This window comes from Pseudomonas sp. S8 (assembly GCF_050473925.1).
In the GTDB taxonomy this organism is placed as follows: Bacteria; Pseudomonadota; Gammaproteobacteria; order Pseudomonadales; family Pseudomonadaceae; genus Aquipseudomonas; species Aquipseudomonas parakoreensis.
The window spans coordinates 4202466-4225920 of the sequence record NZ_JBFDVZ010000016.1 but is presented as its reverse complement, the minus strand read 5'-3'; the positions used below and the strand labels follow the sequence as shown (position 1 = coordinate 4225920).

At 57.8% G+C, this 23455-nt stretch carries 12 protein-coding genes, 2 tRNA genes and 4 rRNA genes; 9 read left to right on the top strand and 9 right to left on the bottom strand.

Features of this window, described 5'->3' with window-relative positions:
• Positions 1 to 14: 14 nt before the first annotated feature.
• The 4 genes from AB1J88_RS20110 to AB1J88_RS20095 all read right to left on the bottom strand — a co-directional run bounded on the left by AB1J88_RS20110 (position 15) and on the right by AB1J88_RS20095 (position 4239).
• Positions 15 to 1448, bottom strand: coding sequence for an NAD(P)(+) transhydrogenase (Re/Si-specific) subunit beta (locus tag AB1J88_RS20110; RefSeq protein WP_086794131.1), 1434 nt, complete (start codon positions 1446 to 1448; stop codon positions 15 to 17).
• Complete coding sequence (locus AB1J88_RS20105; protein WP_430291820.1) at positions 1448 to 1768, bottom strand: NAD(P) transhydrogenase subunit alpha; 321 nt, start codon at positions 1766 to 1768, stop codon at positions 1448 to 1450. Before AB1J88_RS20105 ends, AB1J88_RS20110 begins: the two co-directional genes overlap by 1 nt.
• A 15-nt stretch (positions 1769 to 1783) precedes the next feature.
• Positions 1784 to 2905: a Re/Si-specific NAD(P)(+) transhydrogenase subunit alpha gene (locus AB1J88_RS20100; protein ID WP_041074715.1), complete on the bottom strand. Its 1122-nt coding sequence runs from the start codon at positions 2903 to 2905 to the stop codon at positions 1784 to 1786.
• A gap of 434 nt (positions 2906 to 3339) precedes the next feature.
• Positions 3340 to 4239, bottom strand: coding sequence for a LysR family transcriptional regulator (locus AB1J88_RS20095; RefSeq protein ID WP_430291819.1), 900 nt, complete (start codon positions 4237 to 4239; stop codon positions 3340 to 3342).
• A gap of 157 nt (positions 4240 to 4396) precedes the next feature.
• On the opposite strand from AB1J88_RS20095, the gene AB1J88_RS20090 reads away from it, so the two are divergent.
• The 8 genes from AB1J88_RS20090 to rrf (AB1J88_RS20055) all read left to right on the top strand — a co-directional run bounded on the left by AB1J88_RS20090 (position 4397) and on the right by rrf (AB1J88_RS20055) (position 12898).
• Entirely contained in the window at positions 4397 to 5578 is a 1182-nt protein-coding gene (locus AB1J88_RS20090; protein WP_003220420.1) for an acyl-CoA dehydrogenase, read from the top strand.
• 13 nt (positions 5579 to 5591) lie between these two features.
• Positions 5592 to 6812 carry a CaiB/BaiF CoA transferase family protein gene (locus tag AB1J88_RS20085; protein ID WP_041074712.1) on the top strand — a complete coding sequence of 407 codons (1221 nt, stop codon included), beginning with the start codon at positions 5592 to 5594 and terminating at the stop codon, positions 6810 to 6812.
• A gap of 643 nt (positions 6813 to 7455) precedes the next feature.
• Positions 7456 to 8992: ribosomal RNA gene (locus AB1J88_RS20080) — 16S ribosomal RNA — on the top strand.
• Positions 8993 to 9116: 124 nt separating this feature from the next.
• Positions 9117 to 9193: transfer RNA gene (locus tag AB1J88_RS20075), tRNA-Ile, on the top strand.
• Between the two features lie 9 nt (positions 9194 to 9202).
• Positions 9203 to 9278: transfer RNA gene (locus AB1J88_RS20070), tRNA-Ala, on the top strand.
• Between the two features lie 237 nt (positions 9279 to 9515).
• Positions 9516 to 12407: ribosomal RNA gene (locus AB1J88_RS20065) — 23S ribosomal RNA — on the top strand.
• A 154-nt stretch (positions 12408 to 12561) separates the two neighbouring features.
• Positions 12562 to 12677 (top strand): 5S ribosomal RNA (gene rrf / locus AB1J88_RS20060).
• A 105-nt stretch (positions 12678 to 12782) separates the two neighbouring features.
• Positions 12783 to 12898 (top strand): 5S ribosomal RNA (gene rrf, locus AB1J88_RS20055).
• The 16S, 23S and 5S rRNA genes sit together here with 2 tRNA genes alongside, the layout of an rRNA operon.
• A gap of 242 nt (positions 12899 to 13140) precedes the next feature.
• Here the strand turns inward: rrf (AB1J88_RS20055) and AB1J88_RS20050 are convergent.
• The 3 genes from AB1J88_RS20050 to AB1J88_RS20040 form a co-directional block, all read right to left on the bottom strand.
• Positions 13141 to 15633, bottom strand: a complete 2493-nt coding sequence (locus AB1J88_RS20050) for a TonB-dependent siderophore receptor (RefSeq protein WP_222017433.1) — start codon at positions 15631 to 15633, stop codon at positions 13141 to 13143.
• A gap of 87 nt (positions 15634 to 15720) precedes the next feature.
• Entirely contained in the window at positions 15721 to 16722 is a 1002-nt protein-coding gene (locus tag AB1J88_RS20045; RefSeq protein ID WP_430291818.1) for a FecR domain-containing protein, read from the bottom strand.
• Entirely contained in the window at positions 16722 to 17222 is a 501-nt protein-coding gene (locus AB1J88_RS20040; RefSeq protein ID WP_086795007.1) for a sigma-70 family RNA polymerase sigma factor, read from the bottom strand. The genes AB1J88_RS20045 and AB1J88_RS20040 overlap by 1 nt, the downstream gene beginning before the upstream one ends.
• A 311-nt stretch (positions 17223 to 17533) precedes the next feature.
• Between AB1J88_RS20040 and AB1J88_RS20035 the strand changes: the two genes are divergently transcribed.
• The gene (locus AB1J88_RS20035; protein WP_108181292.1) at positions 17534 to 19414 is read left to right on the top strand and encodes a methyl-accepting chemotaxis protein; all 1881 of its coding nucleotides are present in this window, start codon (positions 17534 to 17536) and stop codon (positions 19412 to 19414) included.
• A gap of 146 nt (positions 19415 to 19560) precedes the next feature.
• Here the strand turns inward: AB1J88_RS20035 and AB1J88_RS20030 are convergent, their stop codons facing one another.
• Both AB1J88_RS20030 and AB1J88_RS20025 read right to left on the bottom strand, forming a co-directional pair.
• Positions 19561 to 20028, bottom strand: a complete 468-nt coding sequence (locus AB1J88_RS20030) for an SRPBCC family protein (RefSeq protein WP_430291817.1) — start codon at positions 20026 to 20028, stop codon at positions 19561 to 19563.
• Positions 20029 to 20050: 22 nt separating this feature from the next.
• Positions 20051 to 23443: a non-ribosomal peptide synthetase gene (locus tag AB1J88_RS20025; RefSeq protein WP_430291816.1), complete on the bottom strand. Its 3393-nt coding sequence runs from the start codon at positions 23441 to 23443 to the stop codon at positions 20051 to 20053.
• Between the last annotated feature and the right edge of the window lie 12 nt (positions 23444 to 23455).

Genomic DNA, 23455 nt, shown 5'->3' with positions numbered 1-23455 from the left:
GCAACGGTGGAGGATTACTCGACCGCTTTGACCATGTCTTCGATGACTTTCTTCGCGTCGCCGAACACCATCATGGTTTTGTCCAGGTAGAACAGTTCGTTGTCCAGACCGGCATAGCCGCTGGCCATCGAGCGCTTGTTGACGATGATGGTCTTGGCCTTGAACGCTTCGAGGATCGGCATGCCGGCAATCGGCGATTTCGGATCGTTCTTGGCGGCCGGGTTGACCACGTCGTTGGCGCCGAGCACCAGCACCACGTCGGCTTGGCCGAACTCGGAGTTGATGTCTTCCATCTCGAACACTTGGTCGTAAGGCACTTCGGCCTCGGCGAGCAGGACGTTCATGTGCCCGGGCATGCGACCGGCCACCGGGTGTATCGCGTACTTCACGGTCACGCCACGGTGGGTCAGCTTCTCGGTCAGTTCTTTCAGTGCATGCTGCGCGCGGGCCACTGCCAGGCCGTAACCCGGGACGATGATCACGGTGTCGGCGTTGGTCAGCAGGAAGGTCGCGTCGTCGGCCGAACCGGATTTCACCGGACGGGCTTCTTTCGCACCGGCGGGTCCTGCGTCGGCCGTATTGCCGAAACCACCGAGCAGTACATTAAAGAAGGAACGGTTCATCGCCTTGCACATGATGTACGAGAGGATCGCACCGCTCGAACCCACCAGCGAGCCGGCGATGATCAGCATCGAGTTGTTCAGCGAGAAGCCGATACCCGCTGCAGCCCAGCCCGAATAGCTGTTGAGCATCGACACCACCACCGGCATGTCGGCACCGCCGATCGGGATGATGATCAGCACGCCCATCACGAACGCCAGCGCCAGCATCAGCGCGAACGCAGCGAGGTTGCCGGTGAGCATGAAGGTCACGCCGAGCACCAGCGTCGCCAGGCCCAGAACCGCGTTCAGCTTGTGCTGACCGCTGAACTGTACCGGTGCACCCTGAAACAGGCGGAACTTGTACTTGCCCGACAGCTTGCCGAAGGCGATCACCGAACCGGAGAAGGTGATCGCACCGATCGCCGCACCGAGGAACAGTTCCAGACGATTACCCGCCGGGATCGAATCACCGAGTTGCTTGACGATGCCCAGCGATTGCGGCTCAACCACCGCAGCAATCGCGATGAACACCGCCGCCAGACCGATCATGCTGTGCATGAAGGCGACCAGTTCCGGCATCTTGGTCATTTCGACGCGTTTGGCCATGATCGAGCCGGCAGTGCCGCCGATCAGCAGGCCGACGATCACATAGCCGATACCGGCAGTCGCCAGCTCGGCACCCAGCTTATAGATGAGGCCGATGGTGGTGAGAATGGCCAGCGCCATGCCTAGCATGCCGAACAGATTGCCGCGCCGCGAAGTGGTCGGGTGCGAGAGGCCTTTGAGGGCCTGGATGAAGCAGATCGACGCGATCAGGTAGAGCGTCGTGACGAGATTCATGCTCATTACTTCGGCGCCTCTTCTTTTGCTTTCGGGGCTTTCTTCTTGAACATCTCAAGCATGCGGCGGGTGACCAGAAAGCCACCGAACACATTGACGGCCGCCAGTGCCACGGCGAGGGTGCCCATGGTCTTGCCCAGCGACGTGACGGTCAGCGCAGCAGCGAGCATGGCGCCGACGATCACAATCGCCGAAATGGCGTTGGTCACCGCCATCAGTGGCGTGTGCAGCGCGGGTGTTACGTTCCAGACCACGTGGTAACCGACATAAATCGCCAGCACGAAGATGATCAGGTTGTAGATACCGGGGGAGATAAGCTCTTCCATCGTCTGAATCCCTGCTTAGGCGTTTTTGCGGATGACTTGGCCGTCGCGGCACATCAGGCACGCGGCGACGATGTCGTCTTCGAGGTTGACGTCGAACTGGCCTTCTTTGGTGAACACCAACTTGAGGAAGTCCAGCAGGTTGCGGGCGTACAGCGCCGAAGCATCTGCGGCGACTTCACCGGCCAGGTTGGTCGGGCCGACGATGGTCACGCCGTTCTCGACTACGACCTGATCGGCGACGGTCAGCGGGCAGTTGCCGCCCTGAGCTGCTGCGAGGTCGATGACCACCGAGCCCGGCTTCATCTGCGCCACGGTGTCTGCGCTCAACAGTGTCGGCGCCTTGCGGCCCGGGATCAGTGCGGTGGTGATGACGATGTCGGCCTGCTTGGCGCGCTCGTGCACAGCCTGGGCCTGACGCTGCATCCAGCTTGCCGGCATTGGCCGCGCGTAACCGCCGACACCGACCGCGCATTCGCGCTCTTCGTCAGTTTCGTAAGGGACGTCAACGAACTTGGCGCCGAGGGATTCGATCTGTTCCTTCACCGCCGGACGCACATCAGACGCTTCAATCACCGCGCCCAGACGTTTCGCCGTGGCAATCGCCTGCAACCCGGCCACGCCGGCACCCAGAATCAGTACGCGCGCCGCTTTCACGGTGCCCGCAGCGGTCATCAGCATTGGCATGAAGCGCGGATAGTAGTGCGCAGCCAGCAACACCGCCTTGTAGCCGGCGATGTTCGCCTGCGACGACAACACATCGAGACTCTGTGCGCGAGAGGTGCGCGGCGCCGCTTCGAGGGCGAACGCAGTAATCCCGCACTCGGCCATCTTGGCGATGGTTTCGTTATTGAAGGGGTTGAGCATGCCAACCAGCACCGTGCCGCGCTTGATCAGCGCCAGTTCGGTGTCGCTGGGGGCGACTACTTTGAGAATCAGCTCGGCACCGAACGCATCGCTGGCACTGCCAATGGTTGCGCCCGCCGCTTCATAGGCACTGTCGACAACGCTGGCTTTGACGCCAGCGCCGGTTTGCACAGTGACCTTATGACCTTGGCTGATCAGCTTTTTAATGGTTTCCGGGGTTGCAGCAACCCGTGTTTCACCGGTCTGGGTTTCGAGAGGAACACCAATGTGCACGTCAAATCTCCTGCGTGATCTTATTGAGTAAACCCAGGCACTGCGGATGGTGCGACTGGGGCGGCCGATCAGCACGATCCCGCCAAATCAGGGCGGGGCGCGGCATTTTGCAGGCGAAGTTTATGCCCTTCAAGGGATTATGACGGGTGACGGAAAATTAACTACAAGTCATCCCGTGACCGAATGTCGCAGATGGCTGGCTGAATCCCTTGCAGGCCGTGCCTTGCAAGGAGTGTGGATGAATTTGAAGAATTTTCTCATCGGTGACGTGAATAGGTCGTAATGAGTCGCGAATGAAGGCTCAAAGCCACGTCCACAGGCGCTTGTGGGACGTCTGTACGACTTTCGGATACAGTCTGCGATTTTGCGACAAATACTTATATCTGTAGGGCTTTGAATTTCCTGACTACCGGGTTAGTAATTGTTGTAAGCCTTTATCCTTCTAGGCTGTAGCTGTTTGCCTGATTGACCAGCCAATCGCGAAATGCCTTGAGTGACGCCGATTCGACCTTGCGCTCCGGAATCATCAGGTAATACGCCTTGATGCTGGAGAGTGCATCCGGGTTGGCGATCACCAAGCGTTTCTCGGCCAGTTCGCGTTGAATCAGGAACGGCGGAATCAGTGCGATCCCCATGTCGTGCATGGCTGCCTGGGCCAGCATGGAGAATAGCTCGTAGCGTGGGCCTGTCATGTCGCGGGGGATGTTCAACTGCTGTGAGTTAAACCATTGGCGCCAGGCGTAAGGGCGAGTGGTTTGTTGCAGTAACGGCAGCTCGGCGATCTCGTCAGCCGTCAGATGCGTTCTATCGCCGAGTAGGGCTGGGCTGCACACTGGCATCGGATTTTCGCCCATCAGTCTGTGGGACTCGGTACCCGACCAATCGGCGTCTCCGAAGTAGATCGCTGCGTCGAAATCGGTGTCGGCAAACAGGAACGGACGGGTGCGGTTGGTCAGGTTAACCGTCACTTCCGGGTGCTTGAGCTGGAAATCCTTGAGCCGCGGCAGCAGCCATTGCGTGCCGAAAGTGGGCACCACCGCCAGTTCGATCACGTTGGTGCCCTGTTGGCCCATGACCGAGAGCGTGTCGCGCTCGACGGCATCGAGTTGCGTGGCCACCCGACGGCTGTAGGACAGCCCCGCTTCCGTCAGCTTCACACCGCGTCGCGAGCGTCGGAACAGTTCCACACTGAGGAACTCCTCAAGGCTGGCAATCTGTCGGCAAATGGCGCCCTGGGTGATAGAAAGTTCTTCGGCAGCCTTGGTAAAGCTTTCGTGGCGAGCGGCGGCCTCGAAGCTGATCAGGGCTGTGGTGCTGGGAATCTTCCTGCGCATGTACGTCAACCTCACTAATGCGCCGCTTAAAAGGCATTCAGCGACGTTTCGGAGTGAGAAATTAGCACAACAGGATGCGAAATCCTCGTTTGCCGCGCTGGCGAACCGGGCCTAGGATCAATGCCACGTTAATTCACCGATTTACGAGGGCACACTCATGGGCGGTAAAGCTAGCTTCAACTGGATCGATCCCCTGCTGCTGGATCAACAGCTCACCGAAGAAGAGCGCATGATTCGCGACACTGCCGCCCAGTTTGCTCAGCAAAGCCTGGCGCCACGTGTCCTCGAAGCGTTCCGCCATGAGAAAACCGACCCGGCGATCTTTCGCGAAATGGGCGAAGTCGGCCTGCTCGGCGCGACGATCCCTGAGCAATACGGTGGCAGCGGTTTGAACTACGTCAGCTACGGTCTGATTGCCCGTGAAGTGGAGCGCGTCGACTCCGGCTACCGTTCGATGATGAGCGTACAGTCCTCGCTGGTGATGGTGCCAATCAACGAATTCGGCACTGAAGCGCAGAAGCAGAAATACCTGCCGAAACTGGCGTCCGGCGAATGGATCGGCTGCTTCGGTCTGACCGAACCCAACCACGGTTCCGATCCGGGTGCGATGATCACACGTGCGCGCAAAGTCGACGGCGGTTACAGCCTGACCGGCGCCAAGATGTGGATCACCAACAGCCCGATCGCCGACGTATTTGTAGTCTGGGCCAAAGACGATGCCGGCGACATCCGTGGCTTTGTCCTGGAGAAAGGCTGGAAGGGCCTGAGCGCACCGGCGATTCACGGCAAGGTTGGCCTGCGCGCATCGATCACCGGCGAAATTGTCATGGACAACGTTTTCGTACCGGAAGAGAACATCTTCCCGGACGTGCGTGGTCTGAAAGGTCCGTTCACTTGCCTCAACTCGGCGCGCTACGGCATCTCTTGGGGCGCGTTGGGCGCTGCCGAATTCTGCTGGCACACCGCTCGCCAATACACCCTTGATCGTCAGCAGTTCGGTCGCCCATTGGCCGCGACTCAGCTGATCCAGAAGAAGCTGGCCGACATGCAGACCGAGATCACCTTGGCACTGCAAGGTTGCCTGCGTCTGGGGCGCATGAAGGATGAAGGTACTGCGGCGGTCGAAATCACCTCGATCATGAAGCGCAACTCCTGCGGCAAGTCGCTGGATATTGCCCGGATGGCCCGTGACATGTTGGGGGGTAACGGTATTTCCGACGAGTTCGGTGTGGCCCGTCATCTGGTCAACCTGGAAGTGGTGAATACCTATGAAGGTACTCACGACGTTCACGCGCTGATTCTGGGTCGCGCGCAAACCGGTCTGCAGGCGTTCTATTAACAGGAGAGCGACCATGGGCGCGCTGTCGCATCTGCGAGTACTGGATTTATCGCGCGTGCTGGCCGGGCCGTGGGCCGGGCAGATACTTGCCGACCTTGGCGCCGAGGTGATCAAGGTCGAGCGCCCAGGCAATGGCGATGACACGCGCGCCTGGGGGCCGCCCTTCCTCAAGGACGCATACGGGGAAAACACCAGCGAGGCGGCTTACTACTTGTCGGCCAACCGCAACAAGCAATCGGTGACGATCGACTTCACTCGGCCTGAAGGTCAGAGCCTCGTGCGGGAGCTGGCGGCGAAGTCGGACATTCTCATCGAGAACTTCAAGGTCGGGGGGCTGGCCGCCTATGGGCTGGACTACGAGTCGCTGAAGGCGATCAATCCGGACCTGATCTATTGTTCGATCACCGGCTTCGGTCAAACCGGGCCGTATGCCAAGCGCGCCGGTTATGACTTCATGATCCAGGGGTTGGGCGGGCTGATGAGCCTGACCGGTCGCCCTGAAGGTGATGAAGGCGCCGGGCCGGTGAAGGTGGGTGTGGCGCTGACGGACATCCTTACTGGTTTGTATTCGACCGTGGCGATTCTGGCAGCGCTGGCTCATCGTGATCACGATGGCGGCGGGCAACACATCGATATGGCTTTGCTGGATGTGCAGGTCGCCTGTCTGGCCAATCAGGCGATGAATTACCTGACTACGGGCAATGCGCCCAAGCGTCTGGGCAATGCGCATCCGAACATCGTGCCTTATCAGGACTTCCCCACGGCTGATGGTGATTTCATTCTTACCGTTGGCAATGACGGCCAGTTCCGCAAGTTCGCCGAGGTGGCTGGGCAGCCGCAGTGGGCGGACGATCCGCGTTTCGCAACTAACAAGCTGCGGGTGGCTAACCGCGCGGTGTTGATTCCGCTGATTCGTCAGGCAACGGTATTCAAGACCACCGCCGAATGGGTGGCGCAGTTGGAGCAGGCGGGCGTGCCGTGTGGGCCGATCAATGATCTGTCCCAGGTGTTTGACGATCCGCAGGTGAAAGCACGTGGGTTGGCGATAGAGCTGCCGCATGCCCTGGCAGGAATGGTCCCGCAGGTGGCGAGTCCGATCCGGCTGTCGCAAACGCCTGTCGAATACCGTCGCGCGCCTCCTTTATTGGGCGAGCATACGTTGGAGGTTTTGCAGCGGGTGCTGGGTCTGGGCGCTGGCGCGGTAGAGGCACTCAAGGCTGATGGAGTGCTTTGAGTATCGCTTCTATATAGAAGAAGGCTGTTTCCTGCTTATATATAGGTGGATTTGTGCGTTTTTTAACCGATCTGTAAGTTGTTGAAAGAAAACTGAAATTAACGGTTGACGTCAGATTCTGGAGGTCTATAATTCGCCCCACTTCCGGCGCAGTCGAAACGGAAAACTCCTTGAGATTCAACGAGTTACGCGGTTTTCGACAGTGGGTCGCTTCAGTTCATCGAGGCCTGGAAGGAGTTGAAAGAGCGGTGATGTTTGGCTCTTTTGACGGTTCGATCTTCTCGGTCGAAAGCGGTGAAAAAGAGGTGTTGACAGCAGCGTGTAACGCTGTAGAATTCGCCTCCCGCTAACGAGAGATCGGAAGCGCAAGTGGTTGAAGTTGTTGAAGAATTCTTCGAAAACTTCTGAAAATAATCACTTGACAGCAAATGAGGCTGCTGTAGAATTCGCGCCTCGGTTGAGACGAAAGATCTTAACCAACCGCTCTTTAACAACTGAATCAAGCAATTCGTGTGGGTGCTTGTGGAGTCAGACTGATAGTCAACAAGATTATCAGCATCACAAGTTACTCCGCGAGAAATCAAAGATGTAACCAACGATTGCTGAGCCAAGTTTAGGGTTTCTTAAAAACCCAAAGATGTTTGAACTGAAGAGTTTGATCATGGCTCAGATTGAACGCTGGCGGCAGGCCTAACACATGCAAGTCGAGCGGATGAAAGGAGCTTGCTCCTGGATTCAGCGGCGGACGGGTGAGTAATGCCTAGGAATCTGCCTGGTAGTGGGGGACAACGTTTCGAAAGGAACGCTAATACCGCATACGTCCTACGGGAGAAAGCAGGGGACCTTCGGGCCTTGCGCTATCAGATGAGCCTAGGTCGGATTAGCTAGTTGGTGAGGTAATGGCTCACCAAGGCGACGATCCGTAACTGGTCTGAGAGGATGATCAGTCACACTGGAACTGAGACACGGTCCAGACTCCTACGGGAGGCAGCAGTGGGGAATATTGGACAATGGGCGAAAGCCTGATCCAGCCATGCCGCGTGTGTGAAGAAGGTCTTCGGATTGTAAAGCACTTTAAGTTGGGAGGAAGGGTTGTAGATTAATACTCTGCAATTTTGACGTTACCGACAGAATAAGCACCGGCTAACTCTGTGCCAGCAGCCGCGGTAATACAGAGGGTGCAAGCGTTAATCGGAATTACTGGGCGTAAAGCGCGCGTAGGTGGTTTGTTAAGTTGGATGTGAAATCCCCGGGCTCAACCTGGGAACTGCATCCAAAACTGGCAAGCTAGAGTATGGTAGAGGGTGGTGGAATTTCCTGTGTAGCGGTGAAATGCGTAGATATAGGAAGGAACACCAGTGGCGAAGGCGACCACCTGGACTGATACTGACACTGAGGTGCGAAAGCGTGGGGAGCAAACAGGATTAGATACCCTGGTAGTCCACGCCGTAAACGATGTCAACTAGCCGTTGGGAGCCTTGAGCTCTTAGTGGCGCAGCTAACGCATTAAGTTGACCGCCTGGGGAGTACGGCCGCAAGGTTAAAACTCAAATGAATTGACGGGGGCCCGCACAAGCGGTGGAGCATGTGGTTTAATTCGAAGCAACGCGAAGAACCTTACCAGGCCTTGACATCCAATGAACTTTCCAGAGATGGATTGGTGCCTTCGGGAGCATTGAGACAGGTGCTGCATGGCTGTCGTCAGCTCGTGTCGTGAGATGTTGGGTTAAGTCCCGTAACGAGCGCAACCCTTGTCCTTAGTTACCAGCACGTTATGGTGGGCACTCTAAGGAGACTGCCGGTGACAAACCGGAGGAAGGTGGGGATGACGTCAAGTCATCATGGCCCTTACGGCCTGGGCTACACACGTGCTACAATGGTCGGTACAGAGGGTTGCCAAGCCGCGAGGTGGAGCTAATCCCATAAAACCGATCGTAGTCCGGATCGCAGTCTGCAACTCGACTGCGTGAAGTCGGAATCGCTAGTAATCGCGAATCAGAATGTCGCGGTGAATACGTTCCCGGGCCTTGTACACACCGCCCGTCACACCATGGGAGTGGGTTGCACCAGAAGTAGCTAGTCTAACCTTCGGGAGGACGGTTACCACGGTGTGATTCATGACTGGGGTGAAGTCGTAACAAGGTAGCCGTAGGGGAACCTGCGGCTGGATCACCTCCTTAATCGACGACATCAGCTGCTCCATAAGTTCCCACACGAATTGCTTGATTCATTGAAGAAGACGATAGAAGCAGCTTTAAGCTCCAAGCTGATAGCTCTGAGCTAATCAGTTACGCGCTCGAAATTGGGTCTGTAGCTCAGTTGGTTAGAGCGCACCCCTGATAAGGGTGAGGTCGGCAGTTCGAATCTGCCCAGACCCACCAATTTTGTATGGGGCCATAGCTCAGCTGGGAGAGCGCCTGCCTTGCACGCAGGAGGTCAGCGGTTCGATCCCGCTTGGCTCCACCATTAACTGCTTCTGCTTGTTAGAGCTTAGAAATGAATATTCCAGTGCGAATATTGATTTCTAGTCTTTGATTAGATCGTTCTTTAAAAATTTGGGTATGTGATAGAAAGATAGACTGAACGTTACTTTCACTGGTAACGGATCAGGCTAAGGTAAAATTTGTGAGTGACTCTTAAGAGTTTTGCGAATTTTCGGCGAATGTCGTCTTCACAGTATAACCAGATTGCTTGGGGTTATATGGTCAAGTGAAGAAGCGCATACGGTGGATGCCTTGGCAGTCAGAGGCGATGAAAGACGTGGTAGCCTGCGAAAAGCTTCGGGGAGTCGGCAAACAGACTTTGATCCGGAGATGTCTGAATGGGGGAACCCAGCCATCATAAGATGGTTATCTTGTACTGAATACATAGGTGCAAGAGGCGAACCAGGGGAACTGAAACATCTAAGTACCCTGAGGAAAAGAAATCAACCGAGATTCCCTTAGTAGTGGCGAGCGAACGGGGACTAGCCCTTAAGTGGCTTTGAGATTAGCGGAACGCTCTGGAAAGTGCGGCCATAGTGGGTGATAGCCCTGTACGCGAAAGTCTCTTAGTCATGAAATCGAGTAGGACGGAGCACGAGAAACTTTGTCTGAATATGGGGGGACCATCCTCCAAGGCTAAATACTACTGACTGACCGATAGTGAACTAGTACCGTGAGGGAAAGGCGAAAAGAACCCCGGAGAGGGGAGTGAAATAGATCCTGAAACCGTATGCGTACAAGCAGTGGGAGCAGACTTTGTTCTGTGACTGCGTACCTTTTGTATAATGGGTCAGCGACTTATTTTCAGTGGCGAGCTTAACCGAATAGGGGAGGCGTAGCGAAAGCGAGTCTTAATAGGGCGTCTAGTCGCTGGGAATAGACCCGAAACCGGGCGATCTATCCATGGGCAGGTTGAAGGTTAGGTAACACTGACTGGAGGACCGAACCGACTACCGTTGAAAAGTTAGCGGATGACCTGTGGATCGGAGTGAAAGGCTAATCAAGCTCGGAGATAGCTGGTTCTCCTCGAAAGCTATTTAGGTAGCGCCTCATGTATCACTGTAGGGGGTAGAGCACTGTTTCGGCTAGGGGGTCATCCCGACTTACCAAACCGATGCAAACTCCGAATACCTACAAGTGCCGAGCATGGGAGACACACGGCGGGTGCTAACGTCCGTCGTGAAAAGGGAAACAACCCAGACCGTCAGCTAAGGTCCCAAAGTTATGGTTAAGTGGGAAACGATGTGGGAAGGCTTAGACAGCTAGGAGGTTGGCTTAGAAGCAGCCACCCTTTAAAGAAAGCGTAATAGCTCACTAGTCGAGTCGGCCTGCGCGGAAGATGTAACGGGGCTCAAACCATACACCGAAGCTACGGGTATCACGCAAGTGATGCGGTAGAGGAGCGTTCTGTAAGCCTGTGAAGGTGAGTTGAGAAGCTTGCTGGAGGTATCAGAAGTGCGAATGCTGACATGAGTAACGACAATGGGTGTGAAAAACACCCACGCCGAAAGACCAAGGTTTCCTGCGCAACGTTAATCGACGCAGGGTTAGTCGGTCCCTAAGGCGAGGCTGAAAAGCGTAGTCGATGGAAAACAGGTTAATATTCCTGTACTTCTGGTTATTGCGATGGAGGGACGGAGAAGGCTAGGCCAGCTTGGCGTTGGTTGTCCAAGTTTAAGGTGGTAGGCTGAGATCTTAGGTAAATCCGGGATCTTAAGGCCGAGAGCTGATGACGAGTTACCTTTCAGGTGACGAAGTGGTTGATGCCATGCTTCCAAGAAAAGCTTCTAAGCTTCAGATAACCAGGAACCGTACCCCAAACCGACACAGGTGGTTGGGTAGAGAATACCAAGGCGCTTGAGAGAACTCGGGTGAAGGAACTAGGCAAAATGGCACCGTAACTTCGGGAGAAGGTGCGCCGGTGAGGGTGAAGGACTTGCTCCGTAAGCTCATGCCGGTCGAAGATACCAGGCCGCTGCGACTGTTTATTAAAAACACAGCACTCTGCAAACACGAAAGTGGACGTATAGGGTGTGACGCCTGCCCGGTGCCGGAAGGTTAATTGATGGGGTTAGCTAACGCGAAGCTCTTGATCGAAGCCCCGGTAAACGGCGGCCGTAACTATAACGGTCCTAAGGTAGCGAAATTCCTTGTCGGGTAAGTTCCGACCTGCACGAATGGCGTAACGATGGCGGCGCTGTCTCCACCCGAGACTCAGTGAAATTGAAATCGCTGTGAAGATGCAGTGTATCCGCGGCTAGACGGAAAGACCCCGTGAACCTTTACTATAGCTTTGCACTGGACTTTGAATTTGCTTGTGTAGGATAGGTGGGAGGCTTTGAAGCGTGGACGCCAGTTCGCGTGGAGCCATCCTTGAAATACCACCCTGGCAACTTTGAGGTTCTAACTCAGGTCCGTTATCCGGATCGAGGACAGTGTATGGTGGGTAGTTTGACTGGGGCGGTCTCCTCCTAAAGAGTAACGGAGGAGTACGAAGGTGCGCTCAGACCGGTCGGAAATCGGTCGTAGAGTATAAAGGCAAAAGCGCGCTTGACTGCGAGACAGACACGTCGAGCAGGTACGAAAGTAGGTCTTAGTGATCCGGTGGTTCTGTATGGAAGGGCCATCGCTCAACGGATAAAAGGTACTCCGGGGATAACAGGCTGATACCGCCCAAGAGTTCATATCGACGGCGGTGTTTGGCACCTCGATGTCGGCTCATCACATCCTGGGGCTGAAGCCGGTCCCAAGGGTATGGCTGTTCGCCATTTAAAGTGGTACGCGAGCTGGGTTTAGAACGTCGTGAGACAGTTCGGTCCCTATCTGCCGTGGACGTTTGAGATTTGAGAGGGGCTGCTCCTAGTACGAGAGGACCGGAGTGGACGAACCTCTGGTGTTCCGGTTGTCACGCCAGTGGCATTGCCGGGTAGCTATGTTCGGGAAAGATAACCGCTGAAAGCATCTAAGCGGGAAACTTGCCTCAAGATGAGATCTCACTGGAACCTTGAGTTCCCTGAAGGGCCGTCGAAGACTACGACGTTGATAGGTTGGGTGTGTAAGCGCTGTGAGGCGTTGAGCTAACCAATACTAATTGCCCGTGAGGCTTGACCATATAACACCCAAGCAATCTGAATGCTCGAAAGAGACCAGATTGCGGTGTGTGAAGACGCAATGAACCGAAAGTTCGCGCTGCTCACAAAACACCTGTATCACATACCTGATTTGCTGAAGCGAGGCCAGCCGGTCACGAGTCAGTACCCGAATTTCTTGACGACCATAGAGCGTTGGAACCACCTGATCCCATCCCGAACTCAGAAGTGAAACGATGCATCGCCGATGGTAGTGTGGGGTTTCCCCATGTGAGAGTAGGTCATCGTCAAGATTAAATTCCGAAACCCCAATTGCGAAAGCAGTTGGGGTTTTGTTTTAGTAGAAGTCACCGATTTTGCTGGCACGTTACCGTGTTGACGGGCCAGATACAGAATTTCTTGACGACCATAGAGCGTTGGAACCACCTGATCCCATCCCGAACTCAGAAGTGAAACGATGCATCGCCGATGGTAGTGTGGGGTTTCCCCATGTGAGAGTAGGTCATCGTCAAGATTAAATTCCAAAACCCCTGTCTGCTAACGCAGACGGGGGTTTTGTCGTTTCAGGGAATTCAAAAATCAGGCCGCTTTGCGAGCCGTATTGATCTTCCAGGCAACCGATTACTTCTTCCGGAACGGTTTGTCATGGAGTAATCGCACCGCCTCAGCTGAGGCCGTTTGAACGGCGCCCTTAAAATCGAAAAAGCCAGCCCCTGAATGATCAGGGGCTGGCTTTTTTATGCACAAGGCTAAGGTTCAGAACTGGTAGCTGACCGTGGCCGCGACGTTGCGCTCTTCGCCCATGTAGCAGAAGCTCAGACTGGCGCAGGAGGCCACGTAAGATTCGTTGGTCAGGTTGTTCGCATTCAATCGAACGTCGACGCCCTTCAAGCCGACCTTGCCCAGGTCATAACCGATCGATGCGTCGAACAACGTGTAAGACGGCACCTTCAGTGTGTTTTCCGCATCCGCCCAGCTGTAACCGACATAACGCACACCACCGCCCAAACGCAGGCCATCCAGTGCCGCGCTATCGAACTTGTAGTCGGCCCACAACGATGCCATGTGCCGCGGTGCCTGAGTCGGCGAGTTGCCTTTGTTTTCGATCACATCGGTCGGCGTGCTCAGGGTACTGACCATCGACTTCGAATACTCGATATCGGTGAAGGTATAGCTACCGAGCACTTTCAGGTTGTCGGTCACCTGCATGTGCGCTTCCAGTTCCAGACCTTGCGAACGCACGGCGCCGACAGCACGGTAGAAATTTTCCTGGGGCAGCTTGGTCGCCAGGTTCTCCTGATCGATATGGAACAGCGAGGCGGTGAACAGATTATCGGTGCCTGGCGGCTGGTACTTCAGGCCGACTTCCCATTGCGTTCCGTCGGTTGGCGGCAGTGGATTGCCGGCGCTGTCAGCATACGAGTTCGGGTTAAACGACTCGGAATAGCTGATGTACGGCGCCAAGCCGTTTTCGAACAGATACAAGGCGCCAGCGCGGCCGGTCAGTTTGGTGCGGCGGTCGTTGATTTCGGTGCCCACTGGCCGTCCCGCTTCGGCGATACGGTTCTCATCGGAAGTCTCGACCCAGTCCTGACGCAGTCCGAGTGAGAAGCGCCACTGGTCTATCTCGATCAGGTCTTGCAGGTATACGCCGGTTTGTTCCAGGCGGCGCAGATAACTGGTCTCGCCGTACATGTCGATCGCCGAATTGCCGTAGACCGGATCGAAGGCATTGATCGGCGCCAGGCCGCCGCTGGTCCAGTCGACCACGGTTTTGCGCCGTTGATAATCTGCGCCCATCAACACGGTGTGCTTGGTGGCACCGGTGAAGAATTCGGCCTGCAGCATGTTGTCGACGATGAACGCATGCAGACGCTCATCGCCGCCGGTGTAATAGCGGTTCAGTTCGTTGCTGGTTGGCGTCGTCCAGCCATAGGCGTAGACCTGATCCATGTTCACTTTGGAGTCGAGGTAACGGAAATTCTGCCGCGCCGTGAAGACATCGTTGAAGCGATGTTCGAACTGATAGCCAAACGACTGCTGATCCCGCGAATACCCATCAACTCCCGGCTCGCCCTCGAAGAAGTGCGGCGAGATGCGGTTGCCGTTGCGCTGATGAATCGTGCCATCCGCCGGAACGCCACCGTGGTAGCCGCCATCCGGATCGTGCTGCAGATACGCCTGCAGCGTCAGCGAAGTGTCTTCAGTGAAATCGATGCTCAGGGTCGGGGCGAGAGCGAAGCGTTTTTCCTTGTTGTGATCGAATTGCGTGTCGGATTGATCCGTCAAACCGGTCAGACGATAGGCAATGCGCTTGTCGTCATCGACTGGGCCGCTGAAGTCAAACCCGACCCCGCGCTGACCTTGGGTACCGACCGTGGCCTGAACCTGATGATAGGCCTCGTACAACGGTTTTTTGCTGGTCAGCGCCACCAGTCCACCGGGCGAACTGCGACCGTACAACACCGACGATGGGCCTTTGAGAATATCCACGCGCTCAAGGAAATACGGATCGACCTGCATGGTGCTGTAGGTGCCGCTGTCACCCATCGACTTGAGGCCGTCGAGATAGATGTTGTCCACCGAACCGTCGTTGAAACCGCGCATCGCCACGTAATCGTAGCGATGCGTCGCGCCGTAAGGGTTGGTCAGCACGCCGGGGGTATAACGCATCGTCTGGGAGACGGTCTGCGAGCCTTGGTCGTCCATTTGCTCGCGAGTCACCACCGATACGCTTTGCGAAGTTTCCAGCAGCGCGGTACTGGTCTTGGTGGCGATCTGGCTGTGGGTGGCGTTGTAGCCCTCCATGCTGCCTAGCGCGTTACCGAGAGCGAAGCCTTTGATATCAGTAGCCGGCAGCGCCAATGCATCGCTGTCGCTGACCGAGTGCAGAATATAGCTTCTGCCATCCTGGCTGACCGCTTCCAGCCCCGAGCCACTCAGCAAATGGCTCAACGCTTGATCGGTTGAATATTCGCCCTGCACGCCCGGCGACTGCCGCCCCTGCGTTTGCTGGGGTGTCATCGACAAAGTGATACCCGCCTCGCGCGCAAACCGGTTCAGCGCGTCGTCCAACGGGCCGGCGCCAATGTTGTAGCGATGGCTGCTCGCTTCACTGGCATTGGCGGCGAGGCTCAGGGCAGGCAACACTCCGGTGCCTAGAACAGTGGAGAGCAGGGCGGCGCGAACGGCGTGGCGTAACAGGCCTGATTCGGCAGTGAAATGCAGAGAGGTGATGCGGACAGTCATTGTCGGTTTCCGTGGCAAGTCGCTAAAGCGGAATGGAAGTGCTTACTGACCAAGCCGGATTTGCCGCAAAAAACCGCCAAAATAATTTCAGGCCACTGCCTCAATCATTACCCACCACCGGGTGCGGTAGCGCAATTGCACCGGCAACGTCTGCGGCAAAATGGTCAACAGCTTGTCGGTGTCCTCCAGGCGGAATACGCCGGACAGGCGCAAATCTGCCACCGCCGGCGCGCACGTCACGAAACCTGGACGATAACGTCCGACCTCGTTGAGAAAGTCGCCCAGGCGCATATTGCGAGTGACGATCAGACCGTCGACCCACGCGCCCGCGTCCATATCTGGTGGCGGCGCCGGGCGTACCTGGTGGTGATCGATCAGGTAGGTCTGCCCGGCGAGTGCCTCGACCGAGGTGCCAGCGCTATGAATGGTCACACGGCCGTGGGTGACGCTCAGCCGCGTGCAATCACTGTCCTGACGCAGGATGAAGCGGGCGTGGGTCGGCTCATAAACGCCGTGACGACTTTGTACGCGTAGCGCCCGATTGAACGCCGCGCCTTCATCGTTACCGCCGCATGTGACGATGATTTCGCCGCGATTGAGTTTGATCAGCCGCTGCTGCGCGGTGTAATCCAGATCCACTGCGCTGGCAGTGTTCAGCTCGATCCGCGTGCCGTCGGGCAACTGGAACCCGCGACGCTCGCCGGTCGCCGTAGCGTAATCAGCGCGCCACTGCTGCCACACGGAGGTGTCCTTGGCCAGCCATGCCGCGGAGCCCATCAGCACCGCGCCAGACAGCAGCTTCAAGGCTTGTCGCCGTCCGAGCCCTTGCGCACTGTTTTCCAGCGTATGGAACGCCACTTGGGCACCGGGCACGGCGCGCAGGTTATGGCTCAGTTCAGCCTGCAGCGACTGCACGCGCTGCCAGGCCAGTTCATGTTCATGATGTTCGGCGCGCCACGCGTCGCACTGATGACTCAGACGCGCATTGCCATGGTTGTTGCGCAGCCGCAGCAACCAGTAAATGGCTTGCTTGACCACCTGTTGCGGCGGCTCGGCGCGACGCCCGACTGAGTTGTTATCCACAGGCATCAACTTGCATACCGCAACACGTAACAGTGATACAGCGCAGCGGCGACGTAACGTTCGACTGAGCGCAGTGACAAACCCATCTGCGCGGCGATCTGCTTGTGGGTCAAACCTTCGCACTGCGCCAGCAGAAACGCCTGACGCACTTTCGGTCGCAGGCCTTCAAGCATGCGCGCGATGCTCTCGAGCAACTCGATTACCAGCGCGCGGGTTTCGGCGCTTGGGGCTTCGGCTTCGGGCAAGTGGGCGATGGTTTCGAGATAGGCGCGTTCGATTTCTTCACGACGCCAGAGGTCGATCACCAGGCCACGGGCGATGGTGCTTAAAAATGCGCGAGGTGCTTTCAGTTCCAGGCGTTCGCTGCGCTGCAGCAGACGGACGAAGGTGTCCTGGGCCAGATCCGCCGCATCCGCGGCATTGCCCAGTCGCGCTCGCAGCCAGGCGTTGAGCCAGCCGTGATGACTCCTGTAAAGCGCCTGCACTGCAAACTCAGGTGAGGACATGAACGCAACAGCCCGAACGTCACAAATGATAATTAGTCGCATTGTCATCAAGGGCTACAGAATTTGCAACCGGCGCTGCAAAACAGTCATCAAAAAATGACAGACGAACGCTCTGGCACGCCGTTCGGCGGGAATCTGGCAGAAATGCCGTGCATTTCCTGCAAAGCGCTAAGTTTTCTCCGAAGCGTGCCGACAGACTGGTGAGACATGCGTGCACCAAAGTAGAGCGGCCGTCAGAACGCCGCCTGCGCTGTACATGGAATGTTGCATCCCGGAACGCATCCCCACTTTTGCATAAGAAGTCCCATGAAATGAATCTCAAGTTCAGCCATAAAATCCTGTTGGCCGCCTCGGGCGTCGTGGTCCTGGCTTTCGCTTTGTTCACCCTCTACAACGACTACCTGCAGCGCAACACCATTCGCCAGAACCTCCAGTCGTCCGTGCAGCAGGCCGGCGATCTGACCGCCAGCAGCGTGCAGAACTGGATGAGCGGGCGAATTCTGGTGCTGGAAAACCTCGCGCAAAACGTTGCCCATCAGGGCAAGAACGCCGACTTCCCGGGGCTGGTCGATCAACCGGCCTTCACCTCGAACTTCCAGTTCACCTACGTCGGTCAAGCCAACGGTGTGTTCACCCAGCGCCCTGACGCGAAGATGCCGGACGGCTACGACCCGCGTCAGCGCCCTTGGTACAAGCAAGCCGTCGCTGCCGACAAAACCATGCTGACGCCGCCGTACATGGCGGCGGTTGGTGGTCTGGTGGTGACCATCGCCATGCCGGTGAAAAACAATGGCGAATTGCTGGGTGTGGTCGGCGGTGACCTGAGCCTGGAAACCTTGGTGAAGATCATCAATTCGGTGGACTTCGGTGGCCTCGGTCACGCATTCCTGGTCAGCGGTGACGGTCAGGTAATCGTCAGCCCGGACAAAGACCAGGTGATGAAGAACCTCAAGGACATCTACCCGAACGCTGGCGTGCGCATCGAGAAGGGCAACCAGAACGTGGTACTCAACGGCCAGGAGCGCATCCTGTCGTTCACCCCGGTCAGCGGCTTGCCGAATGCCGACTGGTACATCGGCCTGTCGATCGATCGTGACAAGGCCTATGCCGCGCTCAGCCAGTTCCGCACTTCGGCGTTGATCGCGATGTTCGTCGCGGTCGCTGCGATTGCGCTGCTGCTGAGCCTGCTGATCAACGTTCTGATGCGTCCGCTGACCACCATGGGTCGTGCGATGCAGGACATCGCTCAAGGTGAAGGCGACCTGACCCGTCGTCTGGTCGTGCAAGGCAAGGATGAGTTCGCTGAACTGGGCAGTTCGTTCAACCAGTTCGTCGAGCGCATTCACGCGTCGATTTCCGAAGTGTCGTCGGCCACCCGTCATGTACACGACCTGTCGCAACGGGTGATGGCCTCGTCCAACGCTTCGATCATCGGTTCCGACGAACAAAGCGCCCGCACCAACAGTGTGGCCGCCGCGATCAACCAGTTGGGCGCCGCCACTCAGGAAATCGCCCGCAACGCCGCCGACGCTTCGCAACACGCCAGCGGCGCGAGCGAGCAGGCCGATGACGGTCGTCAGGTGGTCGAACAGACGATTCAGGCGATGACCGAGCTGTCGCAGAAGATCAGCCTGTCGTGCACCCAGATCGAAACCCTCAATGCCAGCACCGACAACATTGGCCACATCCTCGATGTGATCAAAGGCATCTCGCAGCAGACCAACCTGCTGGCGCTCAACGCGGCCATCGAAGCGGCCCGTGCCGGTGAAGCCGGACGTGGTTTTGCGGTGGTGGCGGACGAAGTGCGTAACCTCGCGCATCGCACCCAGGAATCGGCGGAAGAGATCCACAAGATGATCACTTCGTTGCAGGTCGGTTCCCGTGAAGCGGTGACCACCATGAACGCCAGTCAGGCGTCCAGCGAAGAGAGCGTGGAAGTGGCCAATCAGGCGGGCCTGCGCCTGGTCAGCGTGACCCAGCGCATTGGTGAAATCGACGGCATGAACCAGTCGGTGGCCGCAGCAACCGAAGAGCAGACGGCGGTAGTGGAAACCCTCAACGTCGACGTCAATCAGATCAACCTGCTGAACCAGCAGAGCGTCGCCAACCTCAATGAAACGTTGAAGGATTGTGATGCGTTGTCGCAGCAGGCGAATCGGTTGAAGCAGTTGGTCGACAGCTTCAAGATCTGACGTCTAGCAGACTGCGTTATCGTTCATCGCGGGCAAGCCCGCTCCCACAGGATTTCTGGCGAACACAATATCTGTGACCGACCTGGAACCTGTGGGAGCTGGCTTTCCAGCGATAGCGGCGGTGCAATCACTGCCAATCTGAAGCCTTAGACAAACAGCTTCAGCACATTCCCCATCGCATCATCGGCAAACCCCTGCACGAAATCCTTGAACCCCGGCAGCGCCTCGGCACCACCGCTTGCCGGCTCGGCAATAATCGTCCAGGTCGCCCGCGACTTGCCCGCCCCCAAAGATTCCACGTTCATCGCTGCCCACAGATTGGCCACACCCAGCGTGTTGTAGATCGTGGTCCAGGTCATGGCGCGCGCCAGCTCATCGCGGGAGTTGAGTTGCTCGACCACCACGTTGCCGTCTTTGAAGAACTTCTTGCGTAGCGAGGACACGCCTTCACCGGTCATTTCGATGTGCGACAGCGCCGGAATAAACCGGTCGAAACCGGCGAAGTTGCCGACCACCGCCCAAACCTGCGCCGCGTCCGCCGGCACTTCCACCGACGACACAACGTGGCAGCCGTGCGGGTTTTTGATCAAGGTGTCGGGTTGCAGATTGCTCATGGTGTTGCTCCTTTTTGATGAACTAGATGAAGTTGATCTGTTTCAGGTAATCGCAGCCGCGACGCAGCAGCGCCGGGGATTTTTCCGGGTACTGCGCGCCCATTTGTTGCACGCCGGCTTCCGCGTTGGCGTGGCCGATCAGGGAGATGTCGCCGATGTCTTCCTCGAAGCCGTTGAGGTAGAAACCGAGCACGCCGAACAGCGCGTTGTCGGCGTCGACCCGGCCCAGCTGCTGTTGCCAGTCGGCGACACTGACCAGCGAAAATTCGCTGCCGGTTTCGCGGAACGAAGCGACGTAGGCATCCCAACTCAGCGGCTCGGGGTTGTGCAGGTTGAACACCGCTCGCTCGGTCGAATAACGGCTGGCGTGGAAGGCGATGAAACGGGCGAGAAAGTCCACCGGCATCAGGTCGAAATTCAGTGCGAAGGCCGGCACCTGACCGAGTTGGATCGAGCCCTTGAGCATCAGCATCAAACGGTTCTTGTGCGGTTGGCAGACGCCGCTCAGGCTGTTGAAACTGATGTTGCCGGGGCGATACAGGTTGACCCACACCCCACGCTCGCGCGCCCGTTCAAGGATGCGCTCGCCGACCCACTTCGACAGGTTGTAGCCATTGCGGATGTAGATCGGCGGTGTTGGCGCGGCGGGCAGTTCGAGCACGCGGCCGTCGCTATCGACAGTGCTTGAAGCGGACAGCGTCGAGACAAAGTTGAAGACCTTTTTGTTGCGCCCTTCACACAGGCGCAGCAGCTCGAAAATCGGCTCGACGTTATCCGCGGCCAGCGACTCGTAATCGAGCACATGGTTGACGTTGGCGGCGTTGTGCACCAGTGCGCCGAACTCGCGATCCAGGCGCTGATAATCGGCGTCGGCCAGGCCCAGCTGCGGACGGGTGATGTCTGCCGAGTAGATCCGCACCCGGCTCAGGTCCAGATGCTCCAGGCGATTTTCGCGCAATGCCTGGGCAAAGCGCTGCGCCGCCGTCTGTCCGCCACCGTCACGCACCAGACACGCCACCTCGCTGGCGCCCCAGCCGAGCAGCGCTTCGACAATGTGTACGCCGACAAAGCTGTTGGCGCCGGTGACGATCACCTTGTGCACATCGCCCAGGCGACTGATCGGCAACGGCTCGATGTTCAGCGGGCGTTCGGCGTCGGCCATGGCCTGGGCGCTGAGCACCGCGCTGTCATCGGTCCCGCGCACCAGCGTTGCGAGCTTGATGATGGTCGGCAATTCGATGAAGCGGTTGATCGAGATGCTGCGCCCGAACTCCTCACGCAAACGCAGCAACATGCGCGACAGCAGGATCGAATGCCCACCGAGGTTGAAGAAACTTTCGTCGGTGGAAATATCGCTGGTGGGCAGCTCCAGCAGTTCCGCCCAGATCTCCAGCAGCAGCGCTTCGTCGGCATTTGCCGGCAGGCATTTCGGGCCGCTGTCCTGCACGCTCACCGGCAGTTCCAGCAACGCCTTGCGGTCGACCTTGCCGTTGCTGGCGAATGGCATGTGCGGCAGTTCAGTCCACGCCACCGGTTGCATGTAGTCCGGCAAAAACTGCTGGGCATGCGCCTTCAATAGATCGCGTGCAGCGTCCGACTGCGGCTGCGCAAGGAACGCCAGAATCCGCCGCTGACTGTCGATCACCACCGCCACCTGACGGTACAACTGGCTCTCGCGCAGGCAGCGTTCGATCTCCTCCGGCTCGACCCGGAAACCACGGATCTTCACCTGATTGTCGCGCCGTCCGCACAGCTCGATACCGTGCTCGCCCCATTTGGCCATGTCGCCGCTGCGGTACGCGCGCAACGTTTGGCCGTGCGGCAGTTGCAGGGTCAGGTAGCGCTCGGCGGTCTGCTGCGGGTTGTTCAGATAACCGAGGCAAACGCCGGGGCCGACGATGAACAATTCGCCGACAGTGTTCTCCGGCACCGGTTGCAAGTCGTCATCGAGAATCAGCACCTGACTATTGGCGATCGGCGCCCCGAGGGTGCGGTTGCTGTCACCCGGTTGCAGTTGCCGGGCGGTGATCAGCACCGTGGCTTCGGTGGGGCCGTAGAGGTTATGCAACTTGCCCTGACGGGTCAGTTGCTCGATGACGAAGGGCTCGCAGACGTCGCCGCCGGTCATCACTTCGACGCCTTGCAGGTGCTCCAGCGGCAGGATGCTCAGCAGCGCTGGCGGCAGGAACGCGTGGGTCAGTTGCCGGCGGCGGATCAGCGCCACCAGTTGCAGCGGGTCGCGCCGTTGCGTGTCATCCGGCACCACCAGTTCGGCGCCTTTCAGCAGGCTCGGGAAGATATCGATCAGCGAAGAATCGAAGCTCAGCGAAGAGAACTGCAAGACCCGACTTTCAGCGCGCAACTGCACGTAATCGGCGTACCACGCGGTGAAGTGCGCGAGGTTCGCCTGGCTCAGCAGCACGCCCTTCGGATGCCCGGTGGTGCCCGAGGTATAGAGCGCCATGCACGGCGCTTCAAGCGTCGGCCGCTGACGCATCAACGGTTGGCTGGGATCCGCATCCGCGCTGTCGATACAGCTGACATCCAGACCGGGCATTGACTCACTCAGCGGGTGCTCGCCGTCGTGCAGCAACAACACCGCGCCGGCGTTCTGCAGGATGTATTGCTGGCGCTGCAACGGATGGCTCGGCTCCAGCGGCAGGTACACCGCGCCACTGCCGAGCACCGCCAGAATCGAGGCAAACAGCGCCGGGCTTTTCGGCTGACAGATACCTACGATCCACGGCTGCGGATGTTGCTCGAGCAATGGCAGCAGGCGTTGCTGGATCGCACAGCTGTGGGCGTGTAACTGGCGATAGCTGAGCGACTGCTCGGCCAGGTGCAGCGCCGGTCGCTCGGCGTGTTCGATCAGGCTGCGTTGCAGACGCTCGATCAACGGGATCTGCGCCTGCGTAAGCAGCATCGGGTTGGCCGTGTCGTTAAGGCGATGGACGTAGGCCAGGCTGTCGAGAAACCGCAGGTCTTCCACCTGTTCGAAATCTGCTGCCGTGGCGGGCATCACCTGCTGGAAATACTCGGCATCGCGGGAGAAACGGCTGACCAGCAGCGCAACTTCGTCGACCACCTGCGTCAGCACCCGCTGGCGCAGAGCCTGACCGTTGCCGGACGGCTCATCGCCAATCGGCACGCGGCAGATCAGAGACGAACCAAGGAAGCACAGCAGGTCGAGCGTCGGTAAACCGCCAAGGCTCTGCGCAGCGATACCCAGGCGCAGGTGCAAGTGCGGGATGGCGCAGAAATCGCCGGCGCCGATGAAGCCATCGTCGATGATCAGATCCACCGGCGATTGCGCCGCGCCGCTGCGCAGCAAGGTGTGACCGTGTTGTTCGAGTTCCTGCGCCAGGTCGGTCATGGCCTCGCTGGCGCCAATCAGCAAAATGTCGAGACGTCTCATGTCAGCCTCCTC

What these genes read in the sequence shown, in the direction of transcription:
- AB1J88_RS20110 (WP_086794131.1), bottom strand. Translation starts at nt 1,448, where the DNA reads ATGAGCATGAATCTCGTCACGACGCTCTACCTGATCGCGTCGATCTGC.
- AB1J88_RS20105 (WP_430291820.1), bottom strand. Translation starts at nt 1,768, where the DNA reads ATGGAAGAGCTTATCTCCCCCGGTATCTACAACCTGATCATCTTCGTG.
- AB1J88_RS20095 (WP_430291819.1), bottom strand. Translation starts at nt 4,239, where the DNA reads ATGCGCAGGAAGATTCCCAGCACCACAGCCCTGATCAGCTTCGAGGCC.
- AB1J88_RS20090 (WP_003220420.1), top strand. Translation starts at nt 4,397, where the DNA reads ATGGGCGGTAAAGCTAGCTTCAACTGGATCGATCCCCTGCTGCTGGAT.
- AB1J88_RS20085 (WP_041074712.1), top strand. Translation starts at nt 5,592, where the DNA reads ATGGGCGCGCTGTCGCATCTGCGAGTACTGGATTTATCGCGCGTGCTG.
- AB1J88_RS20050 (WP_222017433.1), bottom strand. Translation starts at nt 15,633, where the DNA reads ATGACTGTCCGCATCACCTCTCTGCATTTCACTGCCGAATCAGGCCTG.
- AB1J88_RS20045 (WP_430291818.1), bottom strand. Translation starts at nt 16,722, where the DNA reads ATGCCTGTGGATAACAACTCAGTCGGGCGTCGCGCCGAGCCGCCGCAA.
- AB1J88_RS20040 (WP_086795007.1), bottom strand. Translation starts at nt 17,222, where the DNA reads ATGTCCTCACCTGAGTTTGCAGTGCAGGCGCTTTACAGGAGTCATCAC.
- AB1J88_RS20035 (WP_108181292.1), top strand. Translation starts at nt 17,534, where the DNA reads ATGAATCTCAAGTTCAGCCATAAAATCCTGTTGGCCGCCTCGGGCGTC.
- AB1J88_RS20030 (WP_430291817.1), bottom strand. Translation starts at nt 20,028, where the DNA reads ATGAGCAATCTGCAACCCGACACCTTGATCAAAAACCCGCACGGCTGC.
- AB1J88_RS20025 (WP_430291816.1), bottom strand. Translation starts at nt 23,443, where the DNA reads ATGAGACGTCTCGACATTTTGCTGATTGGCGCCAGCGAGGCCATGACC.